Source organism: Turicibacter faecis (genome assembly GCF_037076425.1).
GTDB classification, from domain to species: Bacteria; Bacillota_I; Bacilli_A; order MOL361; family Turicibacteraceae; genus Turicibacter; species Turicibacter faecis.
The window spans coordinates 761,298-787,412 of the sequence record NZ_AP028127.1 but is presented as its reverse complement, the minus strand read 5'-3'; the positions used below and the strand labels follow the sequence as shown (position 1 = coordinate 787,412).

The following is a 26,115-nucleotide window of genomic DNA, read 5'->3' as shown; positions in this document are numbered from 1 at the left end:
CTTTCCTATTTAGTTAAGTCCTCGATCGATTAGTATCAGTCCGCTTCATCTGTCACCAAACTTCCACTCCTGACCTATCTACCTCGTCGTCTTCAAGGGATCTTACTTCTTTCGAATGGGAAATCTCATCTTGAGGGGGGCTTCACGCTTAGATGCTTTCAGCGTTTATCCCTTCCACACGTAGCTACCCAGCTATGCTCCTGGCAGAACAACTGGTACACCAGCGGTGTGTCCATCCCGGTCCTCTCGTACTAAGGACAGCTCCTCTCAAATTTCCTACGCCCACGACGGATAGGGACCGAACTGTCTCACGACGTTCTGAACCCAGCTCGCGTACCGCTTTAATGGGCGAACAGCCCAACCCTTGGGACCGACTACAGCCCCAGGATGCGATGAGCCGACATCGAGGTGCCAAACCTCCCCGTCGATGTGAACTCTTGGGGGAGATCAGCCTGTTATCCCCGGGGTAGCTTTTATCCGTTGAGCGACGGCCCTTCCATTCGGTACCGCCGGATCACTAAGCCCGACTTTCGTCCCTGCTCGACTTGTTGGTCTCGCAGTCAAGCTCCCTTCTGCCTTTACACTCTTCGAATGATTTCCAACCATTCTGAGGGAACCTTTGGGCGCCTCCGTTACTCTTTGGGAGGCGACCGCCCCAGTCAAACTGCCCACCTGACACTGTCCCCTGACCAGCTCATGGCCACGGGTTAGAACCCCAGTAACACAAGGGTAGTATCCCAACAGCGACTCCTCCAAGACTGGCGTCCTGGTCTCTTCGTCTCCTACCTATCCTGTACATGTGTCACCAGTGCTCAATATCAAGCTACAGTAAAGCTCCACGGGGTCTTTCCGTCCTGTCGCGGGTAACCTGCATCTTCACAGGTACTATGATTTCACCGAGTCTCTTGTTGAGACAGCGCCCAGATCGTTACGCCTTTCGTGCGGGTCGGAACTTACCCGACAAGGAATTTCGCTACCTTAGGACCGTTATAGTTACGGCCGCCGTTTACTGGGGCTTCAATTCAAAGCTTCGCTTGCGCTAACCTCTCCTCTTAACCTTCCAGCACCGGGCAGGCGTCAGCCCCTATACATCACCTTGCGGTTTAGCAGAGACCTGTGTTTTTGATAAACAGTCGCCTGGGCCTTTTCACTGCGGCTTGCTTTCACAAGCACCCCTTCTCCCGAAGTTACGGGGTCATTTTGCCGAGTTCCTTAACAAGAGTTCTCTCGCTCATCTTAGGATTCTCTCCTCGCCTACCTGTGTCGGTTATCGGTACGGGCACCTAATAAATTATCCCTAGAAGCTTTTCTTGGAAGCGTGACATCAGCTGACTTCACCCTTGCGGGCTTTCGGCATCACAGCTCAATGTTTCGCCATGCGGATTTGCCTACATGACCACCTCACTGCTTACACGTGAATCCATTCACACGCTCAACTTAGCCTTCTCCGTCACTCCTTCAGTTTATTAAGTGGTACAGGAATCTCTACCTGTTGTCCATCGGCTACGCCTTTCGGCCTCACCTTAGGTCCCGACTTACCCAGGGCGGACGAGCCTTCCCCTGGAAACCTTAGGCTTTCGATGGATAGGATTCTCACCTATCTTTCGCTACTCACACCGGCATTCTCACTTCTAACCGCTCCACAGCTCCTTCCGGTACTGCTTCTCCGCTGTTAGAACGCTCTCCTACCACTGACACTTCGTGTCAATCCGCAGCTTCGGCGGTCCGTTTAGCCCCGGTACATTTTCGGCGCAGAGTCACTCGACTAGTGAGCTATTACGCACTCTTTAAAGGATGGCTGCTTCTAAGCCAACCTCCTAGTTGTCTGTGCATCTCCACATCCTTTTCCACTTAACGGACACTTGGGGGCCTTAGCTGGCGGTCTGGGCTCTTTCCCTTTTGACCATGGACCTTATCACCCACAGTCTGACTCCCGATCATATCTATCTGGCATTCGGAGTTTGATTGAGATCAGTACCCCGAGGTGGGGCCATCACCCATTCAGTGCTCTACCTCCAGTAGACTCTTATCGAGGCTAGCCCTAAAGCTATTTCGGAGAGAACCAGCTATATCCGTGTTCGATTGGAATTTCACCCCTAGCCACAAGTCATCCAAGCACTTTTCAACGTGCCCTGGTTCGGCCCTCCAGTCAGTGTTACCTGACCTTCAGCCTGCTCATGGCTAGCTCACACGGTTTCGGGTCTACAACATCGTACTCCTCGCCCTATTCAGACTCGCTTTCGCTTCGGCTCCGTCTCTTCAACTTAACCTTGCACGATATCGTAACTCGCCGGTTCATTCTACAAAAGGCACGCCATCACCCTTTAACGGGCTCTGACTAGTTGTAGGCACACGGTTTCAGGTTCTCTTTCACTCCCCTTCCGGGGTTCTTTTCACCTTTCCCTCACGGTACTGGTTCACTATCGGTCACTAGGTAGTATTTAGCCTTACGAGATGGTCCTCGTTGCTTCCGACGGGATTTCTCGTGTCCCGCCGTACTCAGGATCCCTTCCCTGCTTCACACAATTTCACCTACGGGACTCTCACCCTCTCCGGTTGGCCTTCCCAGACCATTCGGCTATCATGTTCAGTCATTTCTGAAGGTCCTTCTACCCCGGATTACTCCGGTTTGGGCTCCTCCCTGTTCGCTCGCCGCTACTTGGGGAATCGATGTTTCTTTCTTTTCCTCCAGGTACTTAGATGTTTCAGTTCCCTGGGTCTGTCTCCTCTATGGCTATTGATTCACCATACGGTGCTAGCGTATGACCACTAGCGGGTTTCCCCATTCGGATATCCCCGGCTCTTTGCTTACTTACAGCTCCCCGAGGCGTTTCGCCGTTTGTCGCGTCCTTCTTCGACTCCTAGTGCCTAGGCATCCTCCGTGCGCCCTTTATTACTTAACTTTTCTTCTTCAGAAGATATCTAGTTTTCAAAGATCAATTCTTTTTGGTGGAGACTAGGGGGATCGAACCCCTGACCTCCTGCGTGCAAGGCAGGCGCTCTCCCAGCTGAGCTAAGTCCCCATTCTCTTTTTATTTTATGGTGGGCCTAAATGGACTCGAACCATCGACCTCACGCTTATCAGGCGTGCGCTCTAACCAGCTGAGCTATAGGCCCATTCCACCTTAGGAAAATTGAAATTCTCCCAAAACTAAACAGAACGTCTCTTTCTCCATAGAAAGGAGGTGATCCATCCCCACCTTCCGGTAGGGATACCTTGTTACGACTTCACCCCAATCATCTACCCCACCTTAGGCAGCTCCCTCCTTGCGGTTAGGCCACTGACTTCGGGTGTTGTAAACTCTCGTGGTGTGACGGGCGGTGTGTACAAGACCCGGGAACGTATTCACCGCGACATTCTGATTCGCGATTACTAGCGATTCCAACTTCATGTAGGCGAGTTGCAGCCTACAATCCGAACTGAGATTGGCTTTATGAGGTTTGCTCCACGTCACCGCTTCGCTTCTCTTTGTACCAACCATTGTAGCACGTGTGTAGCCCAGGTCATAAGGGGCATGATGATTTGACGTCATCCCCACCTTCCTCCAGTTTGTCACTGGCAGTCTCGTTAGAGTCCCCATCTTACTGCTGGCAACTAACGACAGGGGTTGCGCTCGTTGCGGGACTTAACCCAACATCTCACGACACGAGCTGACGACAACCATGCACCACCTGTATCCATTGTCCCCGAAGGAAACCCTCTATCTCTAGAGGCATCAATGGTATGTCAAGACCTGGTAAGGTTCTTCGCGTTGCTTCGAATTAAACCACATGCTCCACCGCTTGTGCGGGTCCCCGTCAATTCCTTTGAGTTTCAGTCTTGCGACCGTACTCCCCAGGCGGAGTGCTTAATGCGTTAACTTCAGCACTGAGGTTCGACCCCCAACACTTAGCACTCATCGTTTACGGCGTGGACTACCAGGGTATCTAATCCTGTTTGCTCCCCACGCTTTCGCGCCTCAGTGTCAGTTGCAGACCAGGAAGCCGCCTTCGCCACTGGTGTTCCTCCATATCTCTACGCATTTCACCGCTACACATGGAATTCCACTTCCCTCTTCTGCACTCAAGTCAACCAGTTTCCAATGACCCTCCACGGTTAAGCCGTGGGCTTTCACATCAGACTTAATTAACCACCTGCGCGCTCTTTACGCCCAATAATTCCGGATAACGCTTGCCACCTACGTATTACCGCGGCTGCTGGCACGTAGTTAGCCGTGGCTTTCTCATAAGGTACCGTCAATTGATAGTCATTTCCTCCTATCACCTTTCTTCCCTTATAACAGAATTTTACAACCCGAAAGCCTTCTTCATTCACGCGGCGTTGCTCGGTCAGGCTTTCGCCCATTGCCGAAGATTCCCTACTGCTGCCTCCCGTAGGAGTCTGGCCGTGTCTCAGTCCCAGTGTGGCCGTTCACCCTCTCAGGTCGGCTACGCATCGTCGCCTTGGTAAGCCTTTACCCCACCAACTAGCTAATGCGCCGCAGGCTCATCCATCAGTGATGCCAGGAGCATCTTTAAACTTTCGTCCTATCCGGTATTAGCGATCGTTTCCAATCGTTGTCCCCGTCTGATGGGCAGATCACCTACGTGTTACTCACCCGTTCGCCGCTTCCCACCGAAGTGGTTCGCTCGACTTGCATGTATTAGGCACGCCGCCAGCGTTCATCCTGAGCCAGGATCAAACTCTCCATAATTGTTTGTTTCCTTAGCTTGCGAAATTTCTTTCGCTCATGATTCTTGACGTTCTGTTTAGTTTTCAAAGAACTTCTCTCGCCTTTTGGCGACTTCTTTATCTTACTACATTCGACTTTTTCTGTCAAATGTTTTTTTATCTTTTTTTGTAAGTTTTTCGTCCACCGCTCTTGGCGACTTTTTAAGTTTATCAGGTTTATTTCGTATTGTCAAACACTTTTTATCTTTTTTTATTAAATAAACGATAACGGTACGATAAGAAAGAGAATCCTTTGACAGCTGTCCACTCCTCCCCCTATCTCTCCTCTCCTTTTTTAAAAATTTAATGGGCACCTAAAAAGCTACTGCCTTCAGGTGCCCATTTTTATATTTAGAAATAAAGTATGTGCTAATTCAGTGTGAATAAATTAATTATTTAGCGTATTTTTCGTTATGGAATTTAGTCATGATTCCTTCGGCTGAGAATAAAGCACGAACTGTATCAGTTGGTTGTGCTCCGTTACGTAACCATTTCATCGCTAATTCTTCGTTAATTGAAACGATTGCTGGTTGAGCAACTGGATTATAAATTCCGATTACTTCGATGAAACGTCCGTCACGTGGACTTACTGAGTTAGATGCTACGATACGGTAGAAAGGTTTTTTCTTAGATCCCATACGAGTTAAACGTAATTTTACCATTATATATTCCTCCAATTTTTAAACATTTTTATATTGTTAAGGCATTCCCCTTAACACGACACTTATGATTATAACAACATCTCATTTAAGTGTCAAGCATTTTTACTTAACACATTTTATTTTATTGCTTCTAATACTTCAGGACCTATTTCAATCCGTTGAACACCATGTAAGTTTCTGATCTTACCGATCACGTAATCTTTCTGATTTTCATTAATATACAAACATACATAATTCATCTTTTTCGATATATACACAACATGACCAAATTGAAACATCTTTTGTTGAACATTATTCTTTCGTGTATACACGATCAGTTGCAATCTATTCTGATCCAAGTTCATTCCCCCTTCTGTTTTAACAAGAACAGCTCCCGTTTTTACACCCACAGGCCTGTGCTTTTTTTCCTTCTTTAAACTCAACAACGCCCATTAGATAACTGGCAATTTCGTCTAATATAGACTGAATACTCTTTTCACAGTTCTTAAATTTCTGAACCGTCTCATTCTGAAAAAGTGCCGTCTTGGCCTCAACTAACCGTTTTGAAACGTCCTTGTAATCGGGATGGTATTTCCCACCATAACGCTCTACTTCCGCGTAACTTTGTTTTGCTCTTTCAAAATTCGCTATTAAATTTTTAATTTCAACACTCGTTTCTATTTCATGGCGTAATTCTTTATATTCTTGGCAAAGTGGAAGAGATAGAATATCGTCTCCAATTTCTTCGCATAATTGTATATACTCACTACTGTTTAACAATTTAATCACCCATTTTATTATAACACAGGCTAATTGCCTTGACTAATTAATTGTTTTTCTAACAAATGCCCCGATCCTATTAAACAAAAAAACCACCTGATTAAAGATGGTTTTTTTAGATAACTCCCTTACTTATTACTATTAAGCATTCTTAACATAAATTGTGCCACATTTAACTGTTTTTCAAATTTTTGTAGACGTGTTGGTTGCGATTGTTTTTTTATCGTTTCAATCTCATTAACAAACTCTTGATAACGTTCCGGATTTCGGTTTAATTCTTTATACCAAATGGGATACATTCGAATATAATCCCGCTGTTCAACATTATTCACGATTTGATACATAATCTCCATCTACTCATCTCCTAATCATCAAATTTTGAGAACAAGCCTGGAAATGACTGTCGTTGACTCGCAGCCGCACCTAAAGAAGCCCCTGCTCCGGCGCCACCAGATCCTTGGAAGGATTGGAAAAGTTGAATAAATTTTTGCACAGTCCCCATTGTTTGTTGAACTTTATTCATATCCATTTTTTGAATATATTGAAAGGCCTGTGTCATCATTTCCGCCCCACTCATCGTTGATGTCGACGATTTCGAATCACTACTACTTTTTTCATCCGCCGTTACCGTTTCTTTTGAGGCCACTGTATCTTTTGGAATTTCTTTAAACTTTTCCCATTGACTATCCTCTTCCCCGTATAAATACCATTCCTCAAATATAGATTGCCACGTTGCTTTTCCACTACGGACCTCATATTTTAATCCTGGATATTTACGAGCAAATTGTTTAAATTCTTCTACTTGATTGTCCACTTTCTGTCACCTCACTAACCCGAATCACCTGATTATAAGCAGCACCCTTAATTAGTGACCCGTTATTGTTTATCCTTAAGGAACAATCGTCTGCTCTTACTTTTATCATATGAAAAAGGCCTTAGTCCGTGACTAAGGCTCGTTCAATATTTATTCTTTTATTAAAGGGACAACTTTTGTTTTAATCATTTGCTCCCGCTGTTCCTTTAACCGTTTGGTAGATATAAATTGTTCCATCGAAATATTTAAATAAAGCCCAATTCCAAGAAACATCGACATTAAACTCGATCCCCCATAGCTAATGAGTGGAAGTGTTACCCCCGTTAATGGAATCGCCCCACTAGCGCCCCCTAGGTTAATAAAAGGTTGGGCTAAAAAGATAGCGCCCACTCCCACCGCAACTAGCGCTGAAAAACGGTCTTTACATCGAAGTGCGGTTAAGAAACAACGTGTCGCCATAATAAAATAAACCACCATAATTAAAAAAACAACAAAAACGCCTAACTCTTCGGCCAGTATCGTTGAAATCATATCGTTGTGAGGCTCTAAAACATACCCGTACTTCTGTGTGCTTTTTCCAACGCCTACACCACCTAGCCCCCCTAGGGCAATCGCTGTGTAACCCATCACGTTTTGGAATCCTTTCGGATGATTAAATGGATCCGCCCAAATCGTAAAACGTTCTAATTGATAAGGGAAAAACTTAGCCGCCAAAAGACCGACTACCAACACACCGGCAACCCCTATCCAAAAGACAGGTTTGAAAATCTTCCATTGCACACCCGTCGCTAAAAACATGATTAAACCAATAAGGCCAATGATCAAGGATGACCCAAAGTCAGGCTGAAGTAACACAAGCCCCGAACAAAGTCCAACATAAATGAGGATTCCCAAAAAGCTTTGCCAGATGCGTTGAATAGACCAATGTGTCTTTTTATACCCCCGAATATAATAAACACCCTTTTGCGCATGTTTATCAAATAACCAAGCGATTGCCATAATCATTCCGATTTTAACAAACTCCGCCGGTTGAATCTTTATTGAGCCAATTTCAAACCAACTGCGAACATCAGAACTTGAAGACCCTCTTGCGAACATCAGTGTAAAAAGTAAAAGGAGCGGACAAATGACCACTGCTATCACACTTAAATTTTTTATCCACTTATACGGGATAAGAAGGATAATGATCATCGCAACCAGACCAATCACTCCGAATATTAACGTCTTTATGACAATATTCGAAGGATCTCCGTTCACCCCATTATAAATAGAAATACTTGTAATACTATAGACCATGATAATCCCAATCGCGAATAGTATAATGGCTAAGGTTAGTGTTAATTTATCCAATCCCTCTAATCGTTCTGCTAGCTCGCGGATATAGACTTTGGCTCGATTCATCATACCGGTCATCCTTTTTCTCCTTTTTAAACCGCTCATAATCCTGTCTCTCCTCCTCAACTTCTCCATTAGTCGTTACTTTATTTTAACATGTTTCCCCAAATTACAGAACGCTATATTTCGATAAAAAATAGGTGATTGGCATGAACTAAGTTTGATTAGGAGCGTATAATACAGTGTAATCAGGAATGAGGGAGGGACAAAAGATGTACAACTATGGAACAGGATGTGCCTATAACTACGGAGGATACGTTGGTGGATATGGTTATGGTGGATATGCACCTGTTACTTATCAAAACACTGTCACAACTGGTCGAAGTAACAGTTTCGCTCTTATCCTCGTTCTATTCATCCTATTAGTCGTTCTCGGATATTGCTTTTTAGCAGACCGATGCTAATAGAGAATAGTTTAGGATTGTAAATCATCCTTTGTAAACTGATACACAAAAAATCGAAGTGATTCATTTACAAACGAACCATTTCGATAAACTGACATATGATATATTGAGGTAATCATCTTAAGGAGGAAATTAAAATGTATAATTATGGATATAACTGCTATACACCTTGCTATTCTGGAGCTGCTTGTGGAGGTACTGGATGTGGATTTGCCTTCATCTTAGTTCTATTCATCTTATTAGCTATTATTTGTAGCTGCGGTGGATTCGGATTCGGTAGCGGTTGTGGTTGCTAGTCCTCACTTCTTGCAAAAGTAACTGACAGATTATAGTGTGGAGGGCCCCCTTATGGGGGCCTTTTTAATCGTCCATTAAAAGAAAAAATATCTTTTTCCTAAATTCATTAACCATTATCCTTCCTTTTGCGTATGATATCTTGAAGTTGTTAAAAACGAAAGGAGAATGTTTTATGTATAATTACGGATATAACTGCTATACACCTTGTGCTCCTGTAGCACCAGTATCAAATTGTGGTGGAGGTTGCGGTGGATTCGCCTTCATCTTAGTCTTATTCATCTTATTAGCTATCATCTGCGGTTGCGGTGGATTCGGTAGAGGTTGCGCTAGCAACTGTGACTGTGGCTGCTAATTCCCCCGAGGAATGATAAATTCCTCAAATTAATGGAATGATTCATTTTCTAATAACCATTTCCTTCTTCTAACGTATGATATAGTGAGCCTAAATTTAAAAGGAGGAATTACTCATGTATTACAATGGAGTAGGTTATAATTGCGCTCAACCTTGCGTACCAGTCATGCCAGTTGCAGGTTGTGGTGGAGGTTGCGGTTTCGGTGGATGTTGCTGCGCTTTCATCTTAGTTCTCTTTATCTTAATTATTCTTTGCGGTTGCGGTTGTGGCTGCGGTGGATTTGGAGGCTGCGGTTTCGGCGGATGTGGTTGCGGTTGCGGCTACTAATTAAAAAATGAATCGTTCAAGTCCATTAGGAATGTGGAACGAAACAAATAAAAAAACGTATGATATAGTGAGCGTTAATCAAGGAGGTATGTACAATGTGTTGTGGTGAAAGTAATTTTGGTGGTGGATGTGCATTTTTCTTAGTATTATTTATTTTACTTGTTATCATCGGTTGCTGCTGCTGTCGTTAATAACAGCTTATGAATAAAAATAGTAAATATGTCTCATCATAAAAAAGAGGTGCTACTTTGCACCTCTTTTCGTTTGTATAAATTTCCTTTTTGACTTATTAGCCAAATGATCGTTTGTTTGTTATAATAGAAACGACATTAGAAGGGAGAGTTCTTAATGATTACAATGCAAGACATTATTCGCGAGGGACATCCAACATTAGCAAAAGTCGCAACTGAAGTTTCAGTTCCACTAAGCAAAGACGATGTAAAATTAATGAATAACATGCTACAATTTATTATTAATAGTCAATCACCCGAAATCGCAAAAAAATATCAACTTCGCGAGAGCGTAGGCTTAGCGGCCCCTCAGTTAAACTTAGATAAACGCATTATCGCCGTGCACACGGAGGATGAAAAAGGAAAACTTTATTCCATTGCTTTAGCCAATCCTAAGATTGTTAGCTATTCTGAAGAAATGACCTATCTTCCAACAGGTGAAGGATGTCTCTCTATTGACCGTGAAGTAGAAGGATTTGTTCCAAGACACCGCCGCGTAACCATCCAAGGTTATAACGTCAAAGGTCAATTAGTTAAGTTTCGTGTTCGCGACTACGTTGCTGTCGTTTTCCAACATGAAATCGATCACTTAAACGGTCACCTCTTCACGGACCGCATTAATAAAGAGCAGCCATTAGCTCCAATCGCTAATGCGCAACCATTAGAATTTTAAAAAGCCAAGGAGATTCTTGGCTTTTTTTTTATTGAATACGTTGTGGAAGTTTTTCGTATAAGCGAATTAATCGTTTCTCGGCGTTTTTATCCTGCCCGTAAGAAACAGCCTTCTCATAAGACTCCACGGCGTGATAATTATCACCTAAATAGTTTTCATAAAGAATTCCTAAATTATAGTATAACTCCCCTGCATATTTAACGGGAGTATTTTTTTGACGAATGAGTTCGTCTGCCTGTAAGTAATAACACTTCGCCTCTTTGTAGTCGGATAAATGGTAGAAGTAAAGATGCCCGATATTCACCAAGGTACTTGGCGTATGGGGATCAACTTCTAGAACCCGTAAATAATATTCAAGAGCTTTTGAATAGTTTTTGAATATCTCCACGTCTAAATAAGCCAGGGCATTAAGTGCTAATAAATTATTTGGATTAATCGTCAACACATATTCATAGTAATGCATCGCCTCTTTATAATCGTTTAACTCAAAATCATAAATATTAGCAATTTCTAACACCAATCCCTCTTCATTTTTAAAATATGTCAGGGCCTCAACCAATACCTCAACCCCTCGTTTAGGATCGTGCAAATCATAAGCGTACAGACCTCGTAACCCTTGATAAGACACCAATGAGAAGGGGTCACATTCGATCGCCTTTTTATAAAAAACAATGGCCTCCTCATACGCGCCAAAATGATGTCGTAAAATATGCGCGTAATTATGATTAACAAGAGAATGATTAGGTTCCAACGCTAATGATTTTTCATAGGCTTCCTTGGCTTCCTCCAGTTGATCATTTCGAACATAAGCATCCGCTAAATTGGCTAAGGCCGTGGCCGGATTAGAAGAGAATTCGACCGCTTTTTCAAAATAAGCAATCGCTTGGTCAACGTCCTGCCGATACTTCAAATATAAGCACCCTAAGTTGTTAAGATTTCTCGCATTCTCGAACTCCAATGTTTCGACCTGATGACTGCACTTTAAAGCTAAATCGACATCTTCATTCCACTCAATACAAAGTTCTGCAAGGTTCAAGTAGGCATCAACATACCCCTCATCAAGAGAGATGGCCTTTTCATAGCTAATGACCGCCTCAGCAGGTCGATTCAAAAACTGCTCATATAAAATAGCTAAATTAAAATATAGGGTTGCTGAATCCGGTTGATGCACAATAGCCTCACGATAATATTTTTCAGCACGCGTATAGTCTTGATATGATTCGATACAAATAATGGCCAAAGCATTATAAACAGCTGCTAAATCAGGATGATTATTAAGCTGCTCAAGCAACAATGATTCTGCTTCATCAAAGCGCTTCTCGTCTAACAACTGTTCAACATACTCTAAAGGTGATAAGTCACTCATGCTGATTCTCCTCTTTTCCTATTAAAATAACCCTAATTGTTCACACGCATAAAATATTCCGTCTTCATCGATACGCTTAGTCACAAAATCAGCGTGTGCTTTCACTTCCTCACTCGCATTCCCCATCGCGACTCCGATATCGGCTAATTGCAACATTTCAATGTCATTATACCCATCACCAAAGGCAATCACACGTCTAGGCTTCTGTTTAAGATGCGACACTAATTGTCTGATTCCTTCCGCTTTTGATCCATTAAGTGGAACAATATCAGCGCCAAAATCAATCCACGGAACAAAGCGTAAGTCTTCCTTAAATTCGTCAGATAACTGTTCAAAATCCTCAGAGAAATACCAGGCCTGTAAAATGGCATCCTGATGATGAAGGTCATCGATCACATCGGGAATTGGAATTGACACGCGATCAAAAGATTTCGCTAGTTCATCCGTATATTTTGTCAAACCAGAACGCGTTGCAGATAGTAGCCCAATCCCTTGATTACGGGCATGCGATTTTTCAATTAATCGTTCAATTACCTCTTTTGAAATGGCATTTTCGTAGATGACTTGCCCTCGATGTAAAATATGTTGCCCATTGGCCGTCACAAACGTCTCAAACGGTAACGAACGAATTTGTTCATCTACTAAAAATAAGGCACGCCCTGTTGCAATAGCCAACTCATGCCCAGCCTCTTTTAACTTTTGAAGGGCTTCGATTGTACTTATTGGAATCGTATTTTTTTCGCTCTGTAAAAGCGTCCCATCGATATCAAATAAAATTAAATCTTTCGTCATATGACCCATCCTTCCTTTTTAAAAACAACTGTGTCTATTTTTCAATAACGTCGTATCTTCTATCTCCTTCTACTATCATTGCCATTTTTCTTCTTTTTCATCATGATAGTAAATTTATTGAAGAAATTCAAGTGCTAATCGATGATATTCCTTTGATGTAATGGTATAATAATAAAGATAACACACTTTAATGAGATTTTAATTTAAAAATTATTTTTTCGACCTTTTTGAAGTCACGTGATATAATCTTTAAAAGATGTCCAAAATAAGGTTAGGACCAAAGACGTTTGAGAAAAACATTTATTTTGCTTTACGTCATATGGATTAATTTTTTGAAAAAATACTCATGATATTGATTGAAAGGGAGTGCTTTATGAGTCAACGTAAAAAAAACTCTCACATTAAACCTAATGATGTCGCAGTTTTTGCGCTCGGTGGTTTAGGTGAAGTTGGAAAGAATATGTACTGTGTTCAGTACAAAGATGAAATCTGTATTATTGATGCGGGAATTAAATTCCCTGAAGATTATTTACTTGGGGTTGACTACGTCATTCCTGATTATCAGTATTTAATTGATAATCAAGAAAAGATTGTTGGTTTATTCATTACGCATGGTCATGAAGACCATATCGGTGGAATCCCATTTTTACTTCGTCAATTGACGATTCCTAAAATCTATGCTGGAAAACTAGCCATTGGACTTATTAAAAATAAACTTGAAGAGCGCAAGTTAATGCGTCAGGCAAATATTGTTGAATTTAATTCCGACACGGTAATCAAATCGAAACATTTTACATTTGAATTCTTCCGTACCAATCACAGTATTCCTGATTCATACGGAATCGCAATCAAAACACCTCATGGAACAATTGTCCATACAGGGGACTTTAAATTTGACTTTACACCTATCGGACCTCCTGCAGACTATGCCAAAATGGCACGCTTAGGTGAAGAGGGTGTTTTATGTCTATTGTCAGATAGTACAAATAGCGAATTGCCGATCTTCACTATTTCTGAACGTCGCGTCGGTGAAAATTTAGGTGACACGTTCAAAAAAATTAAAGGACGCATCATTATTGCAACCTTTGCTTCAAATGTTCACCGTGTTCAACAAATCGTTGAGGCGTGTATTGCTACTAATCGTAAAATTGCTATTTTCGGTCGCAGTATGGAAGCAACGATTAAAATTGGATTAGAGTACGGTTATATCCGCTGTCCTGAAGATACCTTTATTGCTGCGAATGAAATTAAACATTTACCTCAGGAAGAAGTTACAATTTTATGTACAGGATCTCAAGGTGAACCGTTAGCAGCGCTCTCTCGCATCGCTAATGGAACACACCGTCAAATTCAAATTATTCCTGGTGATACCGTTATTTTTTCTTCCTCACCGATTCCAGGGAATGCGCTAAGTGTAGGTCGCACCATCAATGCTTTATATCGTGCAGGGGCTGAAGTAATCACACATAGTCCTCTTACTGACATTCATACTTCAGGACATGCTGGACAAGAAGAGTTAAAACTCATGTTAAGCCTCATGCGTCCTAAATACTTCCTACCTATCCACGGGGAATACCGCATGTTAAGCGTTCACGCCCAATTAGGTATGCAATGTGGCGTTAAGGAAGAAAATTGCTTTGTCATTAACAACGGAGAAGTTCTTGCCTTTAATCAACATGGTGCCCGATTAGCGGGACGTGTGCCATCAGGAACTGTTTATACAGATAATAGTGGTTTAGGTGATGTAGGGACAGAAATCATCCGTGACCGTAAGGTGTTATCTGAAGACGGTCTCGTCATTGTCGCTGTATCAATCAAACGCTCGGAGAAACGTCTCCTCAATGGACCTAATGTTGTGTCACGTGGATTTGTCTACATGAAAGAATCTGAAGATTTAATTAAAAATACTGAAAGTGCTGTACGAGAAGTTGTATTACATAAATTACAATCTTCTAAGCACTTCTCAACTGAAGAATTAAAATCTGCTATCTGTGACGTTGTTTCTCCATTTTTATTTAGCAAAACCCAACGTCGCCCGATGATTTTACCGATTATTATGGAAATTTAAATAAAGAAAAAGACCGTTCAAATAGAACGGCCTTTTTCTTTTTCTAGATGAGAAATTTCTGAACTCGTTTGACTCATAAATCATTGCTCCATTTCTCTTAGTCTTTCCTTCATCCGACACCAAATCTATTCGTTAATCAATCCCCGTTAAAATAGAATGGCTTACTTGAAAGAAACGGCATAGGTCCCTTTCAAGTAGATTCAACTCGAACCGTAAACTGGTCGTGTTGTCCCTAACGAGGCGGCAGCGTATCCGCTGATGCTTGTTGCACATCGAATGTGATTCCCCATCTCAACGTATAAATTTTCATCTCATCGCTGACGCGAAGAGGCCTAACGGTCCTTAAAAGTAGGCGAATCCATTCAAGTTGCCTCGTTGACTGATTGCTTTAGAAAAACCTTGAAGACGTCAACGTTTTTATCGAAGCGGACACGAAACGGTTAAAAGGCATTCCATTTCAAGATAAAAAGCGTGCCAGGAGATGACACGCTTTTTATCTTATTTTTTTGTGATTGTTACTTTAACAATCGATGCTGTCTCGTAATTAGCAAGCTCATCTTGATACGTCTCTAAATTCATATCTGATGATCCACCTGTTGTATAGGCAGCTAAGACAAACTCTTTTCCAAGTTCACCCCCATATTGATCAAGGGTTACTCGTTTTTCAAAATTAATGGCTGGTGCGTTTGTTTTCTCCATTTTATATTCTGGATTTTTTTTATCGGTTGTTTTTTCATTGTCTACTTCAGCAATTGAAAAAATTGATTTTACATCCTCTTTCCCAATATTGAGAATTAAATGAATCAGAGAATTTTTCTCCATCTCTTCGGTTGTATAAGTTGGAACTTCAATCGTATTCACTAATTGACCAGCTTCATACTGCTCAACTGCCATTTTAATGTCGTACGATGAACCTGTAGGTAATAACATCGAAGTCACCGTACTCTGATTTCCACCATAGTCAGCCGATTGTAATAATAAATCGATGACACCACTCACCTGTTGATTGACAACTTTAACATCACCTTCTGGTAATTTAGCGCCACTACATCCTGTGACTAAAAGAAGACTCATCATGGCACAAGCGGCCCATTTTATTTTTTTTTGCATAATCTAACTCCTCATTTCATTTATCTTTTTTTCAGTATACCATATAACCTGACTGATCCTTGTTCTTTTTGTGTCTCTTTTATATTTTTCACCACATTTTTACATTTTATTCATGATTTAATGCATTTCCTAAACAGTTATCATCAAAAAAAGGAGGACAAAAGCCTCCCCTTTTCTTCACTTAAGTATGTAAAAGCCAGTGATCAAATTCACTAATATCTTTATTTGCGCCAATAACAAGCAATACATCGCCTTCTTTAATTTCAGTATTAGCTTGAGGAACGACAATATTGTAGTTACGTTTAATCGCAGCAATATTAATTCCAAATCGTTGAGGAATATTTAAATCAATCAAGGTTTGTCCGATAATCGGCCCCGCTGCTAATACTTCGACGATACTATAGTTATCAGATAACACTAAGTAATCTAAAACGAAATCCGATAACATTTGATGAGCTAATCGCTTTCCAGTATCCTTTTCAGGTTGAATAACCGAGTCGGCTCCAATTTTCAAAATTACTTTCTTATGATAGTCATTTACAACTTTAACGGTCACTTTATTGACACCAATTTCCTTTAATAATAGCGCCGTTAAAATACTCGCCTGAATATTTTGGCCGATTCCAACAATAACATGATCAATGTTACGAATTCCGATACTTCTTAGCGCCTCTTCATCTGTCGAGTCTAAAATAATGGCTTGTGTCGCAATATTTACGTATTTTTTAATCACTTCTTCATTACAATCAATCGCTAAGACGTCCGCTCCTTGGCGAGCTAATTCCTCAACGACACTTCCACCAAATTGCCCACATCCAATGACGGCAAACGTTGTATCTTTCTTTTCCATAAATAATCCCTCTTTATTACCGGTGCGTCTTTTACTAACACATGGCACCTCATATTTAATCTGATCTGATTATTTTATATTCTCACCTATTTTAACACGATTCATCACAAATTTCTATTGCAATCAGGCGAAGTTTTTTTATAAATTCAGTGGTCTCTGCTATAATAAAACATGAGGTGATAAAATGAAGGAACCATTTATTTTAAACGAACACTTACTCTTTTTAAATCCATGGATGAGTCAAAACAAACACTTAGTTGCCGGGTTTAGTACGAACAAGGGGGGCGTATCCGTTGGAGCATTTGAAGGGCTAAATATTGCCTATCATGTGGGCGACAAACCAGAAGCTGTTTTAAAAAATCGTCAACTTGTCGCGGATCACTTAAAATTACCGTTAGAAAAATGGGTATTTGCTGAACAATTACATACGACAAATGTCCATAAAGTCACACACGATGATTTAGGAGCCGGTGTTTATAATTTTGAATCAGGGATTAAAGCGACCGACGGACTCTATACAACAGAAAAGGATATCGTCTTAGCCACGTTTTATGCAGACTGTACCCCACTTTATTTTTACGTTCCAACGCGTGAGCTCATAGGAGTTGCTCATGCCGGATGGCGCGGAACGGTTGACGGAATGATGCATGAAATGTTACGAACATTAAAAGAGGTTGAACAGATTGATCCAAAAGATATTTGGGTAGCCATTGGACCTTGTATTGGTCGTGATGCGTATCGCGTCGATGATTTAGTCATCAATGAAATCGAAAAATCGAACGTTGATGGATGGGAAGAAACCTTTGTTGAACTTGGAAATGGACAATATAAATTTGACCCAAAACTACTCAACTACAAACAAGCCCTTTATGAAGGCGTTCCAGCAGAAAATATTTTAACTACTTCTTATTGCACATATACGGATGATGATTTATTCTTTAGCTTCAGACGAAATAAAGAAACAGGACGCATGATGAACTTTATCTGTTTAAAATCTGAAGAATAAAAAAACTTGCGATTTTTCGCAAGTTTTTTTTATTCCTTTAAGAGTTCAATCCCCTCAACACGTTCAATTCGAACAATTTTAGTCACTTCACCCTTTTTCTTATCCTGATACGAAATTTTGATCCACTGCTCATCGACTTCAAGCACGGTCACTAACGTCGCACCAACTGGTAAAACGGCATCCCCGTACCATTCCTCATCAAATGTCATCCGACATGATTGATTGACTAAGGACTGTAAAATTTTTGACATTTTCATTCCCTCCTCCTCTCCTAATTTCCTTCCTTTTAACCGTTTCTCTAACCTTCCCATTTTAAAATAAAGCAGGAGTAATCCTAAAAGAATGATGACCTCCACGACAAATCACCCACCTTCCAAAGCATAGACACCTTTTCTCCCTCCTCATAGTCAATTATCATTCCACGGGTTTCTTTTCATGATCCGTGAAAAGAAATAACGGTTTCTCTTTTCCAATCCATCGATGAGCGAGGGCTCAATATATTCTATCCCCCTGTCTTTCCCACTATGCCTCCTGATCTTCGATTCCATTAAAGATGTACAGACAAAAAGGATGCCACTCGCTCATCAAAAAGACTCCAGTATCTAAAAGCGATTCCTCGTTCTTCCAACTACACCTCCTCATTTTTCGTCCTTATCCGTACTAGATGGCCTTTTTTTCTCATATATTTCATTATCAATCCATTAAGTGAAAGGAGCCTAAACATGAAGACTATGATTAACGTCGAGCATTTAACGAAACAATATCAGGAGGTTTTAGCTGTAGATGACTTGTCATTTCGTGTCTATGAGGGAGAAATTGTCGGATTACTCGGTCCAAATGGAAGCGGGAAATCAACCACGATTAACTGTCTCCTCTCCCTCCTCAACTTTAACAACGGAACGATTGAACTCTTTGACAAAAAAATGAAACCCGATGCTTATGATTTAAAAGCACAAATTGGCGTCATCTTTCAAGAAGTTGCCGTCTTCGATGAACTCACCGTCTATGAAAATATCGATTATTTTTGCGGACTCTACATCAAAGATCAAGCGACACGGCGACAAGCCATTGAAGAGGCCATTCAACTCGTTGGACTCGAAGATTATAAAAAATTTTATCCCAAAAAATTATCCGGAGGTCTCTTAAGACGACTCAATATTGCCTGTGGGATTGCCCACCGCCCTAAATTAATTTTTTTAGACGAACCAACCGTTGCGGTTGATCCTCAGAGTCGGAACCATATTCTAAACGGCATCAAACAATTAAGAAAGAACGGTGCTACCATCATTTACACCACTCATTATATGGAAGAGGTTGAGCAACTTTGTGACCGTGTCATCATTCTTGATAAGGGGAAAATTATTGCCATGGGGACGACCGACGAACTAAAAGAAAAAACGCAAATTGAAGAAAAAGTTATAGTTGAAATTCATGATCTACCTTTAGATGAACTAAATAAGCTAAAGACGCTTAAAAACGTCGATGATGTTCGTTATCAAGCACCACATCTCATCATCACTTATAAATCAGGAAAAAACAACCTAATTGAGATGATTGAATACCTTAAACAAACCCCACTCCATTACACGACGATTTATTCTCAACGTCCAACTCTTAACGATGTCTTCCTAACCTTAACTGGAAAGGAGTTGCGTGATTAATATGCGTCATTTGAACTATGCGTTTAAAATGCTCATCAAAGATAAAATGCTCATTTTTTGGACCTTCGCCTTTCCTCTGATTCTTGGAACTTTTTTTTACCTTGCCTTTTCCAATATTGAAAATAGTGAAAAATTATCCATCATTCCGATTGCCATTGTAGAGGATGAAGAATTAACCAAAAACAGTATTTTTAAAACCGCCTTCGATACACTGAGCTCACCAAAGAGCGACCACCAGCTATTTCAAACCCGCTATACGACAGCGGAAGAAGCAAAAAAATTATTAGAAGATAACGCCATCGTGGGTTATTTACAACTGAAAGAACAAGAACCCCAATTGACATTTAACACCAATGGAATTGACGAAACCATCTTCCAGTTTGTCACCGAAGAAATGAATCAACGCAGTCAACTCATTTCTCATCTTATTGAAAAGAAAATAAGTGAAGCCCCTGAAATAGCGCCCAATCCGGAAGAAATTTACCAAGACGTCATCAACTTGGTCAATGAAAACAACGTCAGGGTTGTTGATCGCTCTAGTGAGCATTTAAGCTACACTCAAGTTGAATTTTATACGTTGGTGGCAATGACTTGTCTTTATGGGGGAACCTTAAGTATGATTTCTATCAATCGGATTTTAGCTAACATGTCCCCTCAAGGAAAGCGGACATCCATCTCACCGGTGAAAAAATGGCGTCTTATTTTTAGCCATTTACTTGCTAGTTATTTCGTTCAACTTCTCGGACTTGCCCTATTATTTGCCTATACGGTCTTTATTTTAAAGGTCGATTATGGGGAGCACCTTCCTTTAATTGTATTGCTCGCCATCATCGGAAGTTTTTGTGGTCTTACACTGGGGATGGCCGTCGGCGTTTTATTTAAAGTCAATGAAAATATAAAAATCGGCATCTTGATCTCGCTCACCATGCTTGGCTGTTTCCTTTCCGGAATGATGGGAATTACGATGAAGTATGTGATTGATACGCATCTCCCACTCTTAAATCAACTGAACCCTGCCAGTATGATTACAGATGGGCTTTATTCATTATATTATTACGAAACATTTGATCGTTATTGGGCTAACATCTTCCATTTATTAATGGTTTCTGTTGTTCTCATCGGAATCTCAATCTTCAGTTTAAGGGGGCAAACGTATGACCGTATTTAAAACGTATTGGAAACTTTTAAAAAGAAACCTTCCACTGGTGATTCTTTATACCGTCATATTAATCGGATTCGCGGCGGCGAATATGAAAACGAATGAAAAAAACTTGGACTTCGTCGCTAGCAAGCCTAATATCATCGTCATTAATCAGGATGAACAGGGGACCCTCAGTCGTCATCTTATCGACTATTTAAAAACGGCAAGTCATTTAAAGGTGGCAACGTCTTCTGAAGAAGAACAGATCAATGATGCGCTCTTTTATCGAGAGGCCAACTATGTGATTGATATTCCTGATGACTATAGTGAAAACTTTATGGCGGGGAGTGCTCCTGAACTAACGGTGAAGAGTACGGGGGACTACCAGGCTTCTTTAGCAGAGATGATTTTGTCTCGCTATCTAAACACGGCCTCAATCTATCAGAAAATGGGGATGGATGCCCACGAATTAACAACCTTCGTTGACGAAACACTTGCCCAAACAGTGAAAGTCAACATGGTCTCTTTGCTTGATGTCGATCAGTTAACGAAAGCTACTTCTTATTATAACTTTGCAAGTTATAGTATTCTTGCCTGTCTCATTTTTATCGTTAGCTTACTTCTTAATCATTTTAATCAACCGACTGTTAAAAAGCGACGCCTGATTAGCCCAATTGGAGAAAATAAACATAATCGAATTTTGCTTCTTTCGAATGGTTTATATGCCCTGCTCATCTGGCTTATTTATGTCGCTATTAGCTTCCTTTTGGTCGGCGACATCATGTGGAGTCCTCATGGTCTGATTTATATCATCAATGCTTTCATGTTAACTCTATGTGCGACAAGTCTCGCCTTTTTGATTGGAACCCTCGTTCGCAGTCCAAATGCCATTAGCGGGATTGTCAATGTGATTGCACTCGGTTCTAGTTTTTTATGCGGCGCCTTCGTTCCGATGGAGTGGTTACCCGATTCCGTCCTCACGATTGCCCATGCGATTCCTACGTTTTATTACATCAAAACGAATGAATTACTGAAAACTGTAGAAGCCTTTCACCTTGATACCCTCAAACCCATTCTGATTAACATGGTCATCATCTTCGGATTTAGCGTTCTATTTATGATTCTTACCCAACTCGTTTCTCAAAGAAGACGAAAAATTGGATAAAGTTTTTAGTGACCAACAGATTAGTTAACAAGATAAAATATCCGATAAAAAAAACATCTAACGATTCATTCATTTATAAGAAGCTTTCATCCTCTCTCCTTTGTTGAGAGAGATGAGAGCTTTTTTTATCGGATTAAAAAGAAAAGGTTCTATAATATTTGGTGTGGGTGATGCCCACACCTCTTTTATTGGAATTAAAAAATAAGTACAAAAAAAGAGACATAACGTCCCAAATTCTATACAATGTAATCGACCAAAAAAACACGAAAGGATTGGGTTTATGTCTCACACTAATTGTATCTCAACTTTACTTGATTTAAAAGATAAAAATATTACTTTTTCAAAAAATTGTATCCAAGAAACTCAGATTAAGAATGTTCGTTCTAAACTTATTTTGGGAACTCTTTCTTTTCAACCGACTCGTTGCTACCACTGTGGTCATTCTTTTGACTCAAATATCATTAAACACGGCTTCAAAACTTCACGTATTAAGCTAGTCAAAATTTCCGGATTTGATGCTTATCTAGACTTAAAAAAACAACGTTATAAATGCCGTCATTGCGACCGAACATTTACCCTAGAAACATCTCTTGTTAACCCTAATTGTTTTATTTCCACTCCCGTAAAACAAGCCATCTTTTTAGAAGCTAGTCATAAGAAATCCGAAACAGATATTGCACGTGAGCTTAACGTTTCTCATTCAACCGTTAACCGCGTCATTCATTCTTCCTATGAAGAACAGCCGCTTCCCTTTAATTCTCTCCCAAAAGTTCTTTGTTTTGACGAGTTTAAGTCGGTTAAATCGGCCGAGGGAGCAATGTCCTTCATTTTTTGTGATGCGTCCAATGGAAAGCTAATTGATATCGTTGAAGACCGTCGCTTAAGTACACTAAGGACTTATTTTATGCGATTTTCTAAAGCAGCTCGTGAAGGTGTAACCCACGTCGTCATTGACATGTACGCCCCTTATATGACACTCATTAAAGAGGTATTCCCTAAGGCTAAGATTGTTTTAGATAAATTTCATATCGTTCAACTAGTCTCTCGTGCTCTTAATAAAACACGCATTCGTTTCATGAATCAAAATAAAGAGTTTTATAATAAATTCAAACATTATTGGCGACTTCTCTTAAAAGCCCAAGAAGATCTTAGTGCCACTCATTACTTCTATTCCAACTGCTTCAAAAAGATGATCTCTCAACAAGAAATTATTGACTTTTTATTAGCCCTAGACCCTGAACTAAAGGAGACTTATGATTTCTACCAAACTGTCCAACAGGCTATTAAACTTCGTAACCTTGAAATATTTCATCATGCCATTCAACACCCCTCTGACCTGCTTTCACACGAAATGAAAACAGCTTTAAAAACACTCACTCATTATCAAGATTATGTCAAAAATACTATCGAAACTCCTTATACCAATGGAGTACTCGAAGGAATTAACAATAACATTAAAGTCATTAAACGTATTGCCTTCGGATACCGTAGTTTCTACCATTTCAAAGCAAGAATTTTGATTATTCATAAATACACTTTTGAACAAAAAAAGAAGAGGAACCAAGCCGTCTAAAGAATGGCCTAATTCCTCTTGATTACATGTATAGATTTTATTCACCCACACGATTTGACAAAGAGCCAAAGAAAAAGGTAGCCCGTTGGCTACCTTAGTTAAGTGATCAAAGATTTATCATCCGTTAAAGGGAGGAACGTTTAATGCCAATGAGGCGTTTAAACGTTTGGATTGAGCAGATGCATAATAAGGTAAAAATAACAAGACAAACGATTACGGCAATAAAGAAAGTTGGCGTTAAGTCTGCGGTCATTAAATCCCCTAAAGCGGAAATTGCAAAATAACTATGTAAAACACCGACCCCTAATGGAATCAAATAAAAGAGGACAACTTCACGCACAATCGCTTGCCCTAACTCTGACGGCCGTACCCCAATTTTCAATAAAACCTGGTACTTTTCCTTATCCTCCGATCCATCATGATAGAGTTTCATATAAATAATACTTCCCGTGGCCATCATGACCACAAAAAAGAGAAACGCACCAATCGCATACACTAATTTCACCCAAGAAACAGAAGCTAAATACGAATAGCCATTAAAAATACTAGCCTCTTGTGTCCCTACTAACGTTGACAAAGCCATCGCGCGTTGGTTCGCTTCCTCCTCCGTTTCAGCCCTCATACCATAAAAATAAAGCGGCGTCGCTGACGGGCTCAGTGACTCATACGTCGCATCACTCACCACTTGAATTTGACAATTGATTCCTCCCCCAAGCGTCACAACTCGGCTATTAACCACCACCTCATACACCTGATTCTCAATTTCATACTCACTCACCGGTGTGGCAATTGACATAAGCGTTCCTGGGCGCTCAATTTGAATTATCTGATGATCCGCTAACTTATGCGGTAAAGAAGACAACTGGTTTTTATAACCATTTTCCGTTACTAATTGAACGAAATCACTTTGCTTCATCAAAAGCACCTGATTAGAAGACATGAACCCATTCCCGATTCCTTCTAAACCTAATAATTTCACTTCATGCTTCAACCACTCATCAGGAACCTCTACTTCTTCCTCAGTGATTGCGGCAACAGGATATACAAATGCTTGTGACTGTTGTTCGTTATATACAGCCTTCATCGTGAATGCACCGCCAAGTACACAAATGGTCACCGCAATCGTAATAGAAACCATCGTGTAAAAACGGTAATTACTTCGCAATCGGTAAACTAAATTATTAATCGTAAGAATCGTTTCACCTCGGTACAAAAAATGCTTATTTTGACTGAGACCCTTAAAGATGATCGGAAAGAGCCCTTGATAAACGCCATAGGTTCCGATTAAAACTAACAGCACGGTCGGTAAAATATAACGTGCATTCGTCCCAGCCAGCGTCGATAAATAATAGCCATAAGACAAAATAAGAATCGCCACGATCGCTTCAACATAATAAATCAGTCCAATTTTAGGTGTTTTTTCTTCCTGTTTGTTCGCCGTTAATAATTCAATCACCTGACTTCTTTGGATTGAAATCATTCCTTTGATACTAATTAAAAGAAAAATAACCATAAAAATAATAAAGGTTTGAATCAACGCCTCGGGTCTGACATCATACACGAGATCTAAGTCAAAGCCTGCTAATCTAATCACCAGAACTTGAAAAAATTTTGAAAAAAGGGCCCCAATCCCTTCACCTAACACACACGCAAATATCCCAAGAAACAGGTTTTCGAGTAAATAAAGGCGACTAATGGTGCGAATATCGACCCCCATAAACAAGTAAATTCCGATTTCCTTTTTTCGTTTGCGCAAAAACGTGTTTGAGGCATACCAGGTAAAAAAGAGAATAAATAACGTCAGTAGGACAACCATAATTTGAAAAATGGCATCCATAATATACGGATTCATCTCCCGCAGCGCATTCATCGTTTCACCGTGACATAGAATTTGCATATTGCATAACACGATGACAGAAAATACCATTGAGATAAAGAGCATTAAATAAGATTTAATATTACTTTTACAGTTGTTAAAGGCTAATTCAAACAAACTCATTCAACATCGCCTCCCATCACGGCGAGTAAATCGAGGATTTGATTGTAAAAGACTTTTCGGCTTTCCCCTTTATCGAGTTGGCATTTTACATTTCCATCGCTTAACATATACACACGATTAGAATAACTGGCGCTAAACGGGTCATGCGTCACCATCACAATCGTCGCCCCTGTCGTTTCATTTAATCGCTTTAAGCATTCCAATAAATCCGTCGATGAACGGGAATCTAGGGCACCTGTTGGTTCGTCAGCAAAAATAACACTTGGATTCGTAATTAACGCCCTGGCCGCCGCAGCTCGTTGCTTTTGCCCTCCTGATAATTCATAAGGATATTTATCTAACTGATGCGTTATTCCAAATAGTTGAGCCATCTCCTCGACTTTATCTAAAATCTTCTGCGTCTTCTTACGCCCAAGTGCAAGCGGAAGCGCGATATTATCACGGATACTCATGTTATCAAGCAAACTATAATCTTGAAAAATAAACCCGATTTTTTCTCGACGAATGGCGGATAATTTTTTATGATTCACCGTTGATAAATCCGTTCCATCTAAAATAATTTGTCCACTCGTCGCCACATCGAGCGTGGACATTAAATTTAAAAGTGTCGTTTTTCCGGCTCCTGATGGGCCCATAATAGAAATGAAATCACCCTTTTCTACCGTTAAATCAATCCCTTTTAAGACTTTCGTCCGAAATCCTTTTCTACCATAATCTTTTTGAACTCCGATGACTTGTAAAACTGACGTCATGATACAT

Annotated in this window: 25 protein-coding genes, 2 tRNA genes and 2 rRNA genes; 12 read left to right on the top strand and 17 right to left on the bottom strand. The window is 40.5% G+C overall.

The genetic code is table 11. From position 1 onward, the window contains the following. Positions 1–9: 9 nt before the first annotated feature. The 10 genes from AACH31_RS03785 to AACH31_RS03740 form a co-directional block, all read right to left on the bottom strand. Positions 10–2,903 (bottom strand): 23S ribosomal RNA (locus AACH31_RS03785). Positions 2,904–2,947: 44 nt separating this feature from the next. Continuing rightward, positions 2,948–3,023: transfer RNA gene (locus AACH31_RS03780), tRNA-Ala, on the bottom strand. A gap of 17 nt (positions 3,024–3,040) precedes the next feature. Beyond that, positions 3,041–3,117: transfer RNA gene (locus AACH31_RS03775), tRNA-Ile, on the bottom strand. Positions 3,118–3,178: 61 nt separating this feature from the next. Further along, positions 3,179–4,694, bottom strand: a 16S ribosomal RNA gene (locus AACH31_RS03770). Together the 16S and 23S rRNA genes with 2 tRNA genes alongside form the textbook arrangement of a ribosomal RNA operon. 409 nt (positions 4,695–5,103) lie before the next feature. Next, complete coding sequence (gene rpsP / locus AACH31_RS03765; RefSeq protein ID WP_338618088.1) at positions 5,104–5,376, bottom strand: 30S ribosomal protein S16; 273 nt, start codon at positions 5,374–5,376, stop codon at positions 5,104–5,106. 113 nt (positions 5,377–5,489) lie between these two features. Further along, positions 5,490–5,717, bottom strand: coding sequence for a DUF2129 domain-containing protein (locus AACH31_RS03760; protein ID WP_237658987.1), 228 nt, complete (start codon positions 5,715–5,717; stop codon positions 5,490–5,492). Positions 5,718–5,730: 13 nt separating this feature from the next. Next, on the bottom strand, positions 5,731–6,132 hold the full coding sequence (locus tag AACH31_RS03755; protein WP_161832772.1) for a YlbF family regulator: 402 nt from the start codon (positions 6,130–6,132) through the stop codon (positions 5,731–5,733). A 128-nt stretch (positions 6,133–6,260) separates the two neighbouring features. Beyond that, positions 6,261–6,485: a YlbE-like family protein gene (locus AACH31_RS03750; protein ID WP_161832771.1), complete on the bottom strand. Its 225-nt coding sequence runs from the start codon at positions 6,483–6,485 to the stop codon at positions 6,261–6,263. 11 nt (positions 6,486–6,496) lie between these two features. Beyond that, positions 6,497–6,946, bottom strand: coding sequence for a spore coat protein YlbD (ylbD, locus tag AACH31_RS03745; RefSeq protein WP_161832770.1), 450 nt, complete (start codon positions 6,944–6,946; stop codon positions 6,497–6,499). A 150-nt stretch (positions 6,947–7,096) separates the two neighbouring features. Further along, positions 7,097–8,347 (bottom strand): FtsW/RodA/SpoVE family cell cycle protein, encoded by a 1,251-nt coding sequence (locus AACH31_RS03740; RefSeq protein WP_237658986.1) that lies wholly within the window; start codon positions 8,345–8,347, stop codon positions 7,097–7,099. Positions 8,348–8,553: 206 nt separating this feature from the next. Here AACH31_RS03740 and AACH31_RS03735 point away from each other — a divergent pair, with 206 nt between their 5' ends. The 6 genes from AACH31_RS03735 to def all read left to right on the top strand — a co-directional run bounded on the left by AACH31_RS03735 (position 8,554) and on the right by def (position 10,625). Further along, on the top strand, positions 8,554–8,745 hold the full coding sequence (locus AACH31_RS03735; protein WP_161832768.1) for a YjcZ family sporulation protein: 192 nt from the start codon (positions 8,554–8,556) through the stop codon (positions 8,743–8,745). Positions 8,746–8,882: 137 nt separating this feature from the next. Next, a complete protein-coding gene (locus AACH31_RS03730; RefSeq protein ID WP_161832767.1) occupies positions 8,883–9,041 on the top strand; it encodes a YjcZ family sporulation protein in 159 nt (52 codons plus the stop codon). Between the two features lie 173 nt (positions 9,042–9,214). Beyond that, positions 9,215–9,394, top strand: a complete 180-nt coding sequence (locus AACH31_RS03725; protein WP_161832766.1) for a sporulation protein YjcZ — start codon at positions 9,215–9,217, stop codon at positions 9,392–9,394. A gap of 115 nt (positions 9,395–9,509) precedes the next feature. Then, positions 9,510–9,722 carry a hypothetical protein gene (locus AACH31_RS03720; RefSeq protein WP_161832765.1) on the top strand — a complete coding sequence of 71 codons (213 nt, stop codon included), beginning with the start codon at positions 9,510–9,512 and terminating at the stop codon, positions 9,720–9,722. A gap of 95 nt (positions 9,723–9,817) precedes the next feature. Then, a complete protein-coding gene (locus AACH31_RS03715) occupies positions 9,818–9,913 on the top strand; it encodes a YjcZ family sporulation protein (protein ID WP_161832764.1) in 96 nt (31 codons plus the stop codon). A 157-nt stretch (positions 9,914–10,070) separates the two neighbouring features. Beyond that, on the top strand, positions 10,071–10,625 hold the full coding sequence (def, locus tag AACH31_RS03710) for a peptide deformylase (protein WP_161832763.1): 555 nt from the start codon (positions 10,071–10,073) through the stop codon (positions 10,623–10,625). Positions 10,626–10,653: 28 nt separating this feature from the next. Here def and AACH31_RS03705 read toward each other — a convergent pair whose 3' ends face one another. Together AACH31_RS03705 and AACH31_RS03700 are read right to left on the bottom strand one after the other, a co-directional pair. After that, positions 10,654–11,991 carry a tetratricopeptide repeat protein gene (locus AACH31_RS03705; protein WP_161832762.1) on the bottom strand — a complete coding sequence of 446 codons (1,338 nt, stop codon included), beginning with the start codon at positions 11,989–11,991 and terminating at the stop codon, positions 10,654–10,656. Between the two features lie 21 nt (positions 11,992–12,012). Next, on the bottom strand, positions 12,013–12,783 hold the full coding sequence (locus AACH31_RS03700; RefSeq protein WP_161832761.1) for a Cof-type HAD-IIB family hydrolase: 771 nt from the start codon (positions 12,781–12,783) through the stop codon (positions 12,013–12,015). 373 nt (positions 12,784–13,156) lie between these two features. Between AACH31_RS03700 and rnjA the strand changes: the two genes are divergently transcribed. Then, positions 13,157–14,851 carry a ribonuclease J1 gene (rnjA, locus tag AACH31_RS03695; RefSeq protein ID WP_161832760.1) on the top strand — a complete coding sequence of 565 codons (1,695 nt, stop codon included), beginning with the start codon at positions 13,157–13,159 and terminating at the stop codon, positions 14,849–14,851. Between the two features lie 498 nt (positions 14,852–15,349). On the opposite strand, the gene AACH31_RS03690 is transcribed toward rnjA, so the two are convergent. Further along, positions 15,350–15,961, bottom strand: coding sequence for a hypothetical protein (locus AACH31_RS03690; RefSeq protein ID WP_161832759.1), 612 nt, complete (start codon positions 15,959–15,961; stop codon positions 15,350–15,352). A gap of 181 nt (positions 15,962–16,142) precedes the next feature. After that, positions 16,143–16,811 carry a potassium channel family protein gene (locus AACH31_RS03685; protein ID WP_161832758.1) on the bottom strand — a complete coding sequence of 223 codons (669 nt, stop codon included), beginning with the start codon at positions 16,809–16,811 and terminating at the stop codon, positions 16,143–16,145. A gap of 184 nt (positions 16,812–16,995) precedes the next feature. Between AACH31_RS03685 and pgeF the strand changes: the two genes are divergently transcribed. After that, on the top strand, positions 16,996–17,817 hold the full coding sequence (gene pgeF, locus AACH31_RS03680; protein ID WP_161832757.1) for a peptidoglycan editing factor PgeF: 822 nt from the start codon (positions 16,996–16,998) through the stop codon (positions 17,815–17,817). 29 nt (positions 17,818–17,846) lie between these two features. On the opposite strand, the gene AACH31_RS03675 is transcribed toward pgeF, so the two are convergent. Next, a complete protein-coding gene (locus tag AACH31_RS03675; protein WP_161832338.1) occupies positions 17,847–18,068 on the bottom strand; it encodes a hypothetical protein in 222 nt (73 codons plus the stop codon). A gap of 471 nt (positions 18,069–18,539) precedes the next feature. Between AACH31_RS03675 and AACH31_RS03670 the strand changes: the two genes are divergently transcribed. The 4 genes from AACH31_RS03670 (at position 18,540) to AACH31_RS03655 (ending at position 23,357) form a co-directional block, all read left to right on the top strand. Then, positions 18,540–19,478: an ABC transporter ATP-binding protein gene (locus AACH31_RS03670; protein WP_161832339.1), complete on the top strand. Its 939-nt coding sequence runs from the start codon at positions 18,540–18,542 to the stop codon at positions 19,476–19,478. A gap of 1 nt (position 19,479) precedes the next feature. Beyond that, entirely contained in the window at positions 19,480–20,646 is a 1,167-nt protein-coding gene (locus tag AACH31_RS03665) for an ABC transporter permease (protein WP_161832340.1), read from the top strand. Next, entirely contained in the window at positions 20,633–21,784 is a 1,152-nt protein-coding gene (locus tag AACH31_RS03660) for an ABC transporter permease (RefSeq protein WP_161832341.1), read from the top strand. The genes AACH31_RS03665 and AACH31_RS03660 overlap by 14 nt, the downstream gene beginning before the upstream one ends. Before the next feature lie 280 nt (positions 21,785–22,064). After that, complete coding sequence (locus AACH31_RS03655; protein ID WP_338617442.1) at positions 22,065–23,357, top strand: ISL3 family transposase; 1,293 nt, start codon at positions 22,065–22,067, stop codon at positions 23,355–23,357. A gap of 124 nt (positions 23,358–23,481) precedes the next feature. Here the strand turns inward: AACH31_RS03655 and AACH31_RS03650 are convergent, their stop codons facing one another. Both AACH31_RS03650 and AACH31_RS03645 read right to left on the bottom strand, forming a co-directional pair. Continuing rightward, positions 23,482–25,356: an ABC transporter permease gene (locus AACH31_RS03650; RefSeq protein WP_338617924.1), complete on the bottom strand. Its 1,875-nt coding sequence runs from the start codon at positions 25,354–25,356 to the stop codon at positions 23,482–23,484. After that, positions 25,353–26,108 (bottom strand): ABC transporter ATP-binding protein, encoded by a 756-nt coding sequence (locus AACH31_RS03645; RefSeq protein WP_161832343.1) that lies wholly within the window; start codon positions 26,106–26,108, stop codon positions 25,353–25,355. Before AACH31_RS03645 ends, AACH31_RS03650 begins: the two co-directional genes overlap by 4 nt. Positions 26,109–26,115 lie beyond the last annotated feature (7 nt).

What these genes read in the sequence shown, in the direction of transcription:
- AACH31_RS03725 (WP_161832766.1), top strand. Translation starts at nt 9,215, where the DNA reads ATGTATAATTACGGATATAACTGCTATACACCTTGTGCTCCTGTAGCA.
- AACH31_RS03705 (WP_161832762.1), bottom strand. Translation starts at nt 11,991, where the DNA reads ATGAGTGACTTATCACCTTTAGAGTATGTTGAACAGTTGTTAGACGAG.
- AACH31_RS03720 (WP_161832765.1), top strand. Translation starts at nt 9,510, where the DNA reads ATGTATTACAATGGAGTAGGTTATAATTGCGCTCAACCTTGCGTACCA.
- AACH31_RS03645 (WP_161832343.1), bottom strand. Translation starts at nt 26,108, where the DNA reads ATGACGTCAGTTTTACAAGTCATCGGAGTTCAAAAAGATTATGGTAGA.
- AACH31_RS03655 (WP_338617442.1), top strand. Translation starts at nt 22,065, where the DNA reads ATGTCTCACACTAATTGTATCTCAACTTTACTTGATTTAAAAGATAAA.
- AACH31_RS03750 (WP_161832771.1), bottom strand. Translation starts at nt 6,485, where the DNA reads ATGGAGATTATGTATCAAATCGTGAATAATGTTGAACAGCGGGATTAT.
- AACH31_RS03740 (WP_237658986.1), bottom strand. Translation starts at nt 8,347, where the DNA reads ATGAATCGAGCCAAAGTCTATATCCGCGAGCTAGCAGAACGATTAGAG.
- AACH31_RS03685 (WP_161832758.1), bottom strand. Translation starts at nt 16,811, where the DNA reads ATGGAAAAGAAAGATACAACGTTTGCCGTCATTGGATGTGGGCAATTT.
- rnjA (WP_161832760.1), top strand. Translation starts at nt 13,157, where the DNA reads ATGAGTCAACGTAAAAAAAACTCTCACATTAAACCTAATGATGTCGCA.
- AACH31_RS03700 (WP_161832761.1), bottom strand. Translation starts at nt 12,783, where the DNA reads ATGACGAAAGATTTAATTTTATTTGATATCGATGGGACGCTTTTACAG.
- AACH31_RS03665 (WP_161832340.1), top strand. Translation starts at nt 19,480, where the DNA reads ATGCGTCATTTGAACTATGCGTTTAAAATGCTCATCAAAGATAAAATG.
- AACH31_RS03670 (WP_161832339.1), top strand. Translation starts at nt 18,540, where the DNA reads ATGAAGACTATGATTAACGTCGAGCATTTAACGAAACAATATCAGGAG.
- pgeF (WP_161832757.1), top strand. Translation starts at nt 16,996, where the DNA reads ATGAAGGAACCATTTATTTTAAACGAACACTTACTCTTTTTAAATCCA.
- AACH31_RS03735 (WP_161832768.1), top strand. Translation starts at nt 8,554, where the DNA reads ATGTACAACTATGGAACAGGATGTGCCTATAACTACGGAGGATACGTT.
- AACH31_RS03690 (WP_161832759.1), bottom strand. Translation starts at nt 15,961, where the DNA reads ATGCAAAAAAAAATAAAATGGGCCGCTTGTGCCATGATGAGTCTTCTT.
- AACH31_RS03715 (WP_161832764.1), top strand. Translation starts at nt 9,818, where the DNA reads ATGTGTTGTGGTGAAAGTAATTTTGGTGGTGGATGTGCATTTTTCTTA.
- AACH31_RS03730 (WP_161832767.1), top strand. Translation starts at nt 8,883, where the DNA reads ATGTATAATTATGGATATAACTGCTATACACCTTGCTATTCTGGAGCT.
- AACH31_RS03760 (WP_237658987.1), bottom strand. Translation starts at nt 5,717, where the DNA reads ATGAACTTGGATCAGAATAGATTGCAACTGATCGTGTATACACGAAAG.
- AACH31_RS03675 (WP_161832338.1), bottom strand. Translation starts at nt 18,068, where the DNA reads ATGTCAAAAATTTTACAGTCCTTAGTCAATCAATCATGTCGGATGACA.
- AACH31_RS03660 (WP_161832341.1), top strand. Translation starts at nt 20,633, where the DNA reads ATGACCGTATTTAAAACGTATTGGAAACTTTTAAAAAGAAACCTTCCA.
- AACH31_RS03650 (WP_338617924.1), bottom strand. Translation starts at nt 25,356, where the DNA reads ATGAGTTTGTTTGAATTAGCCTTTAACAACTGTAAAAGTAATATTAAA.
- def (WP_161832763.1), top strand. Translation starts at nt 10,071, where the DNA reads ATGATTACAATGCAAGACATTATTCGCGAGGGACATCCAACATTAGCA.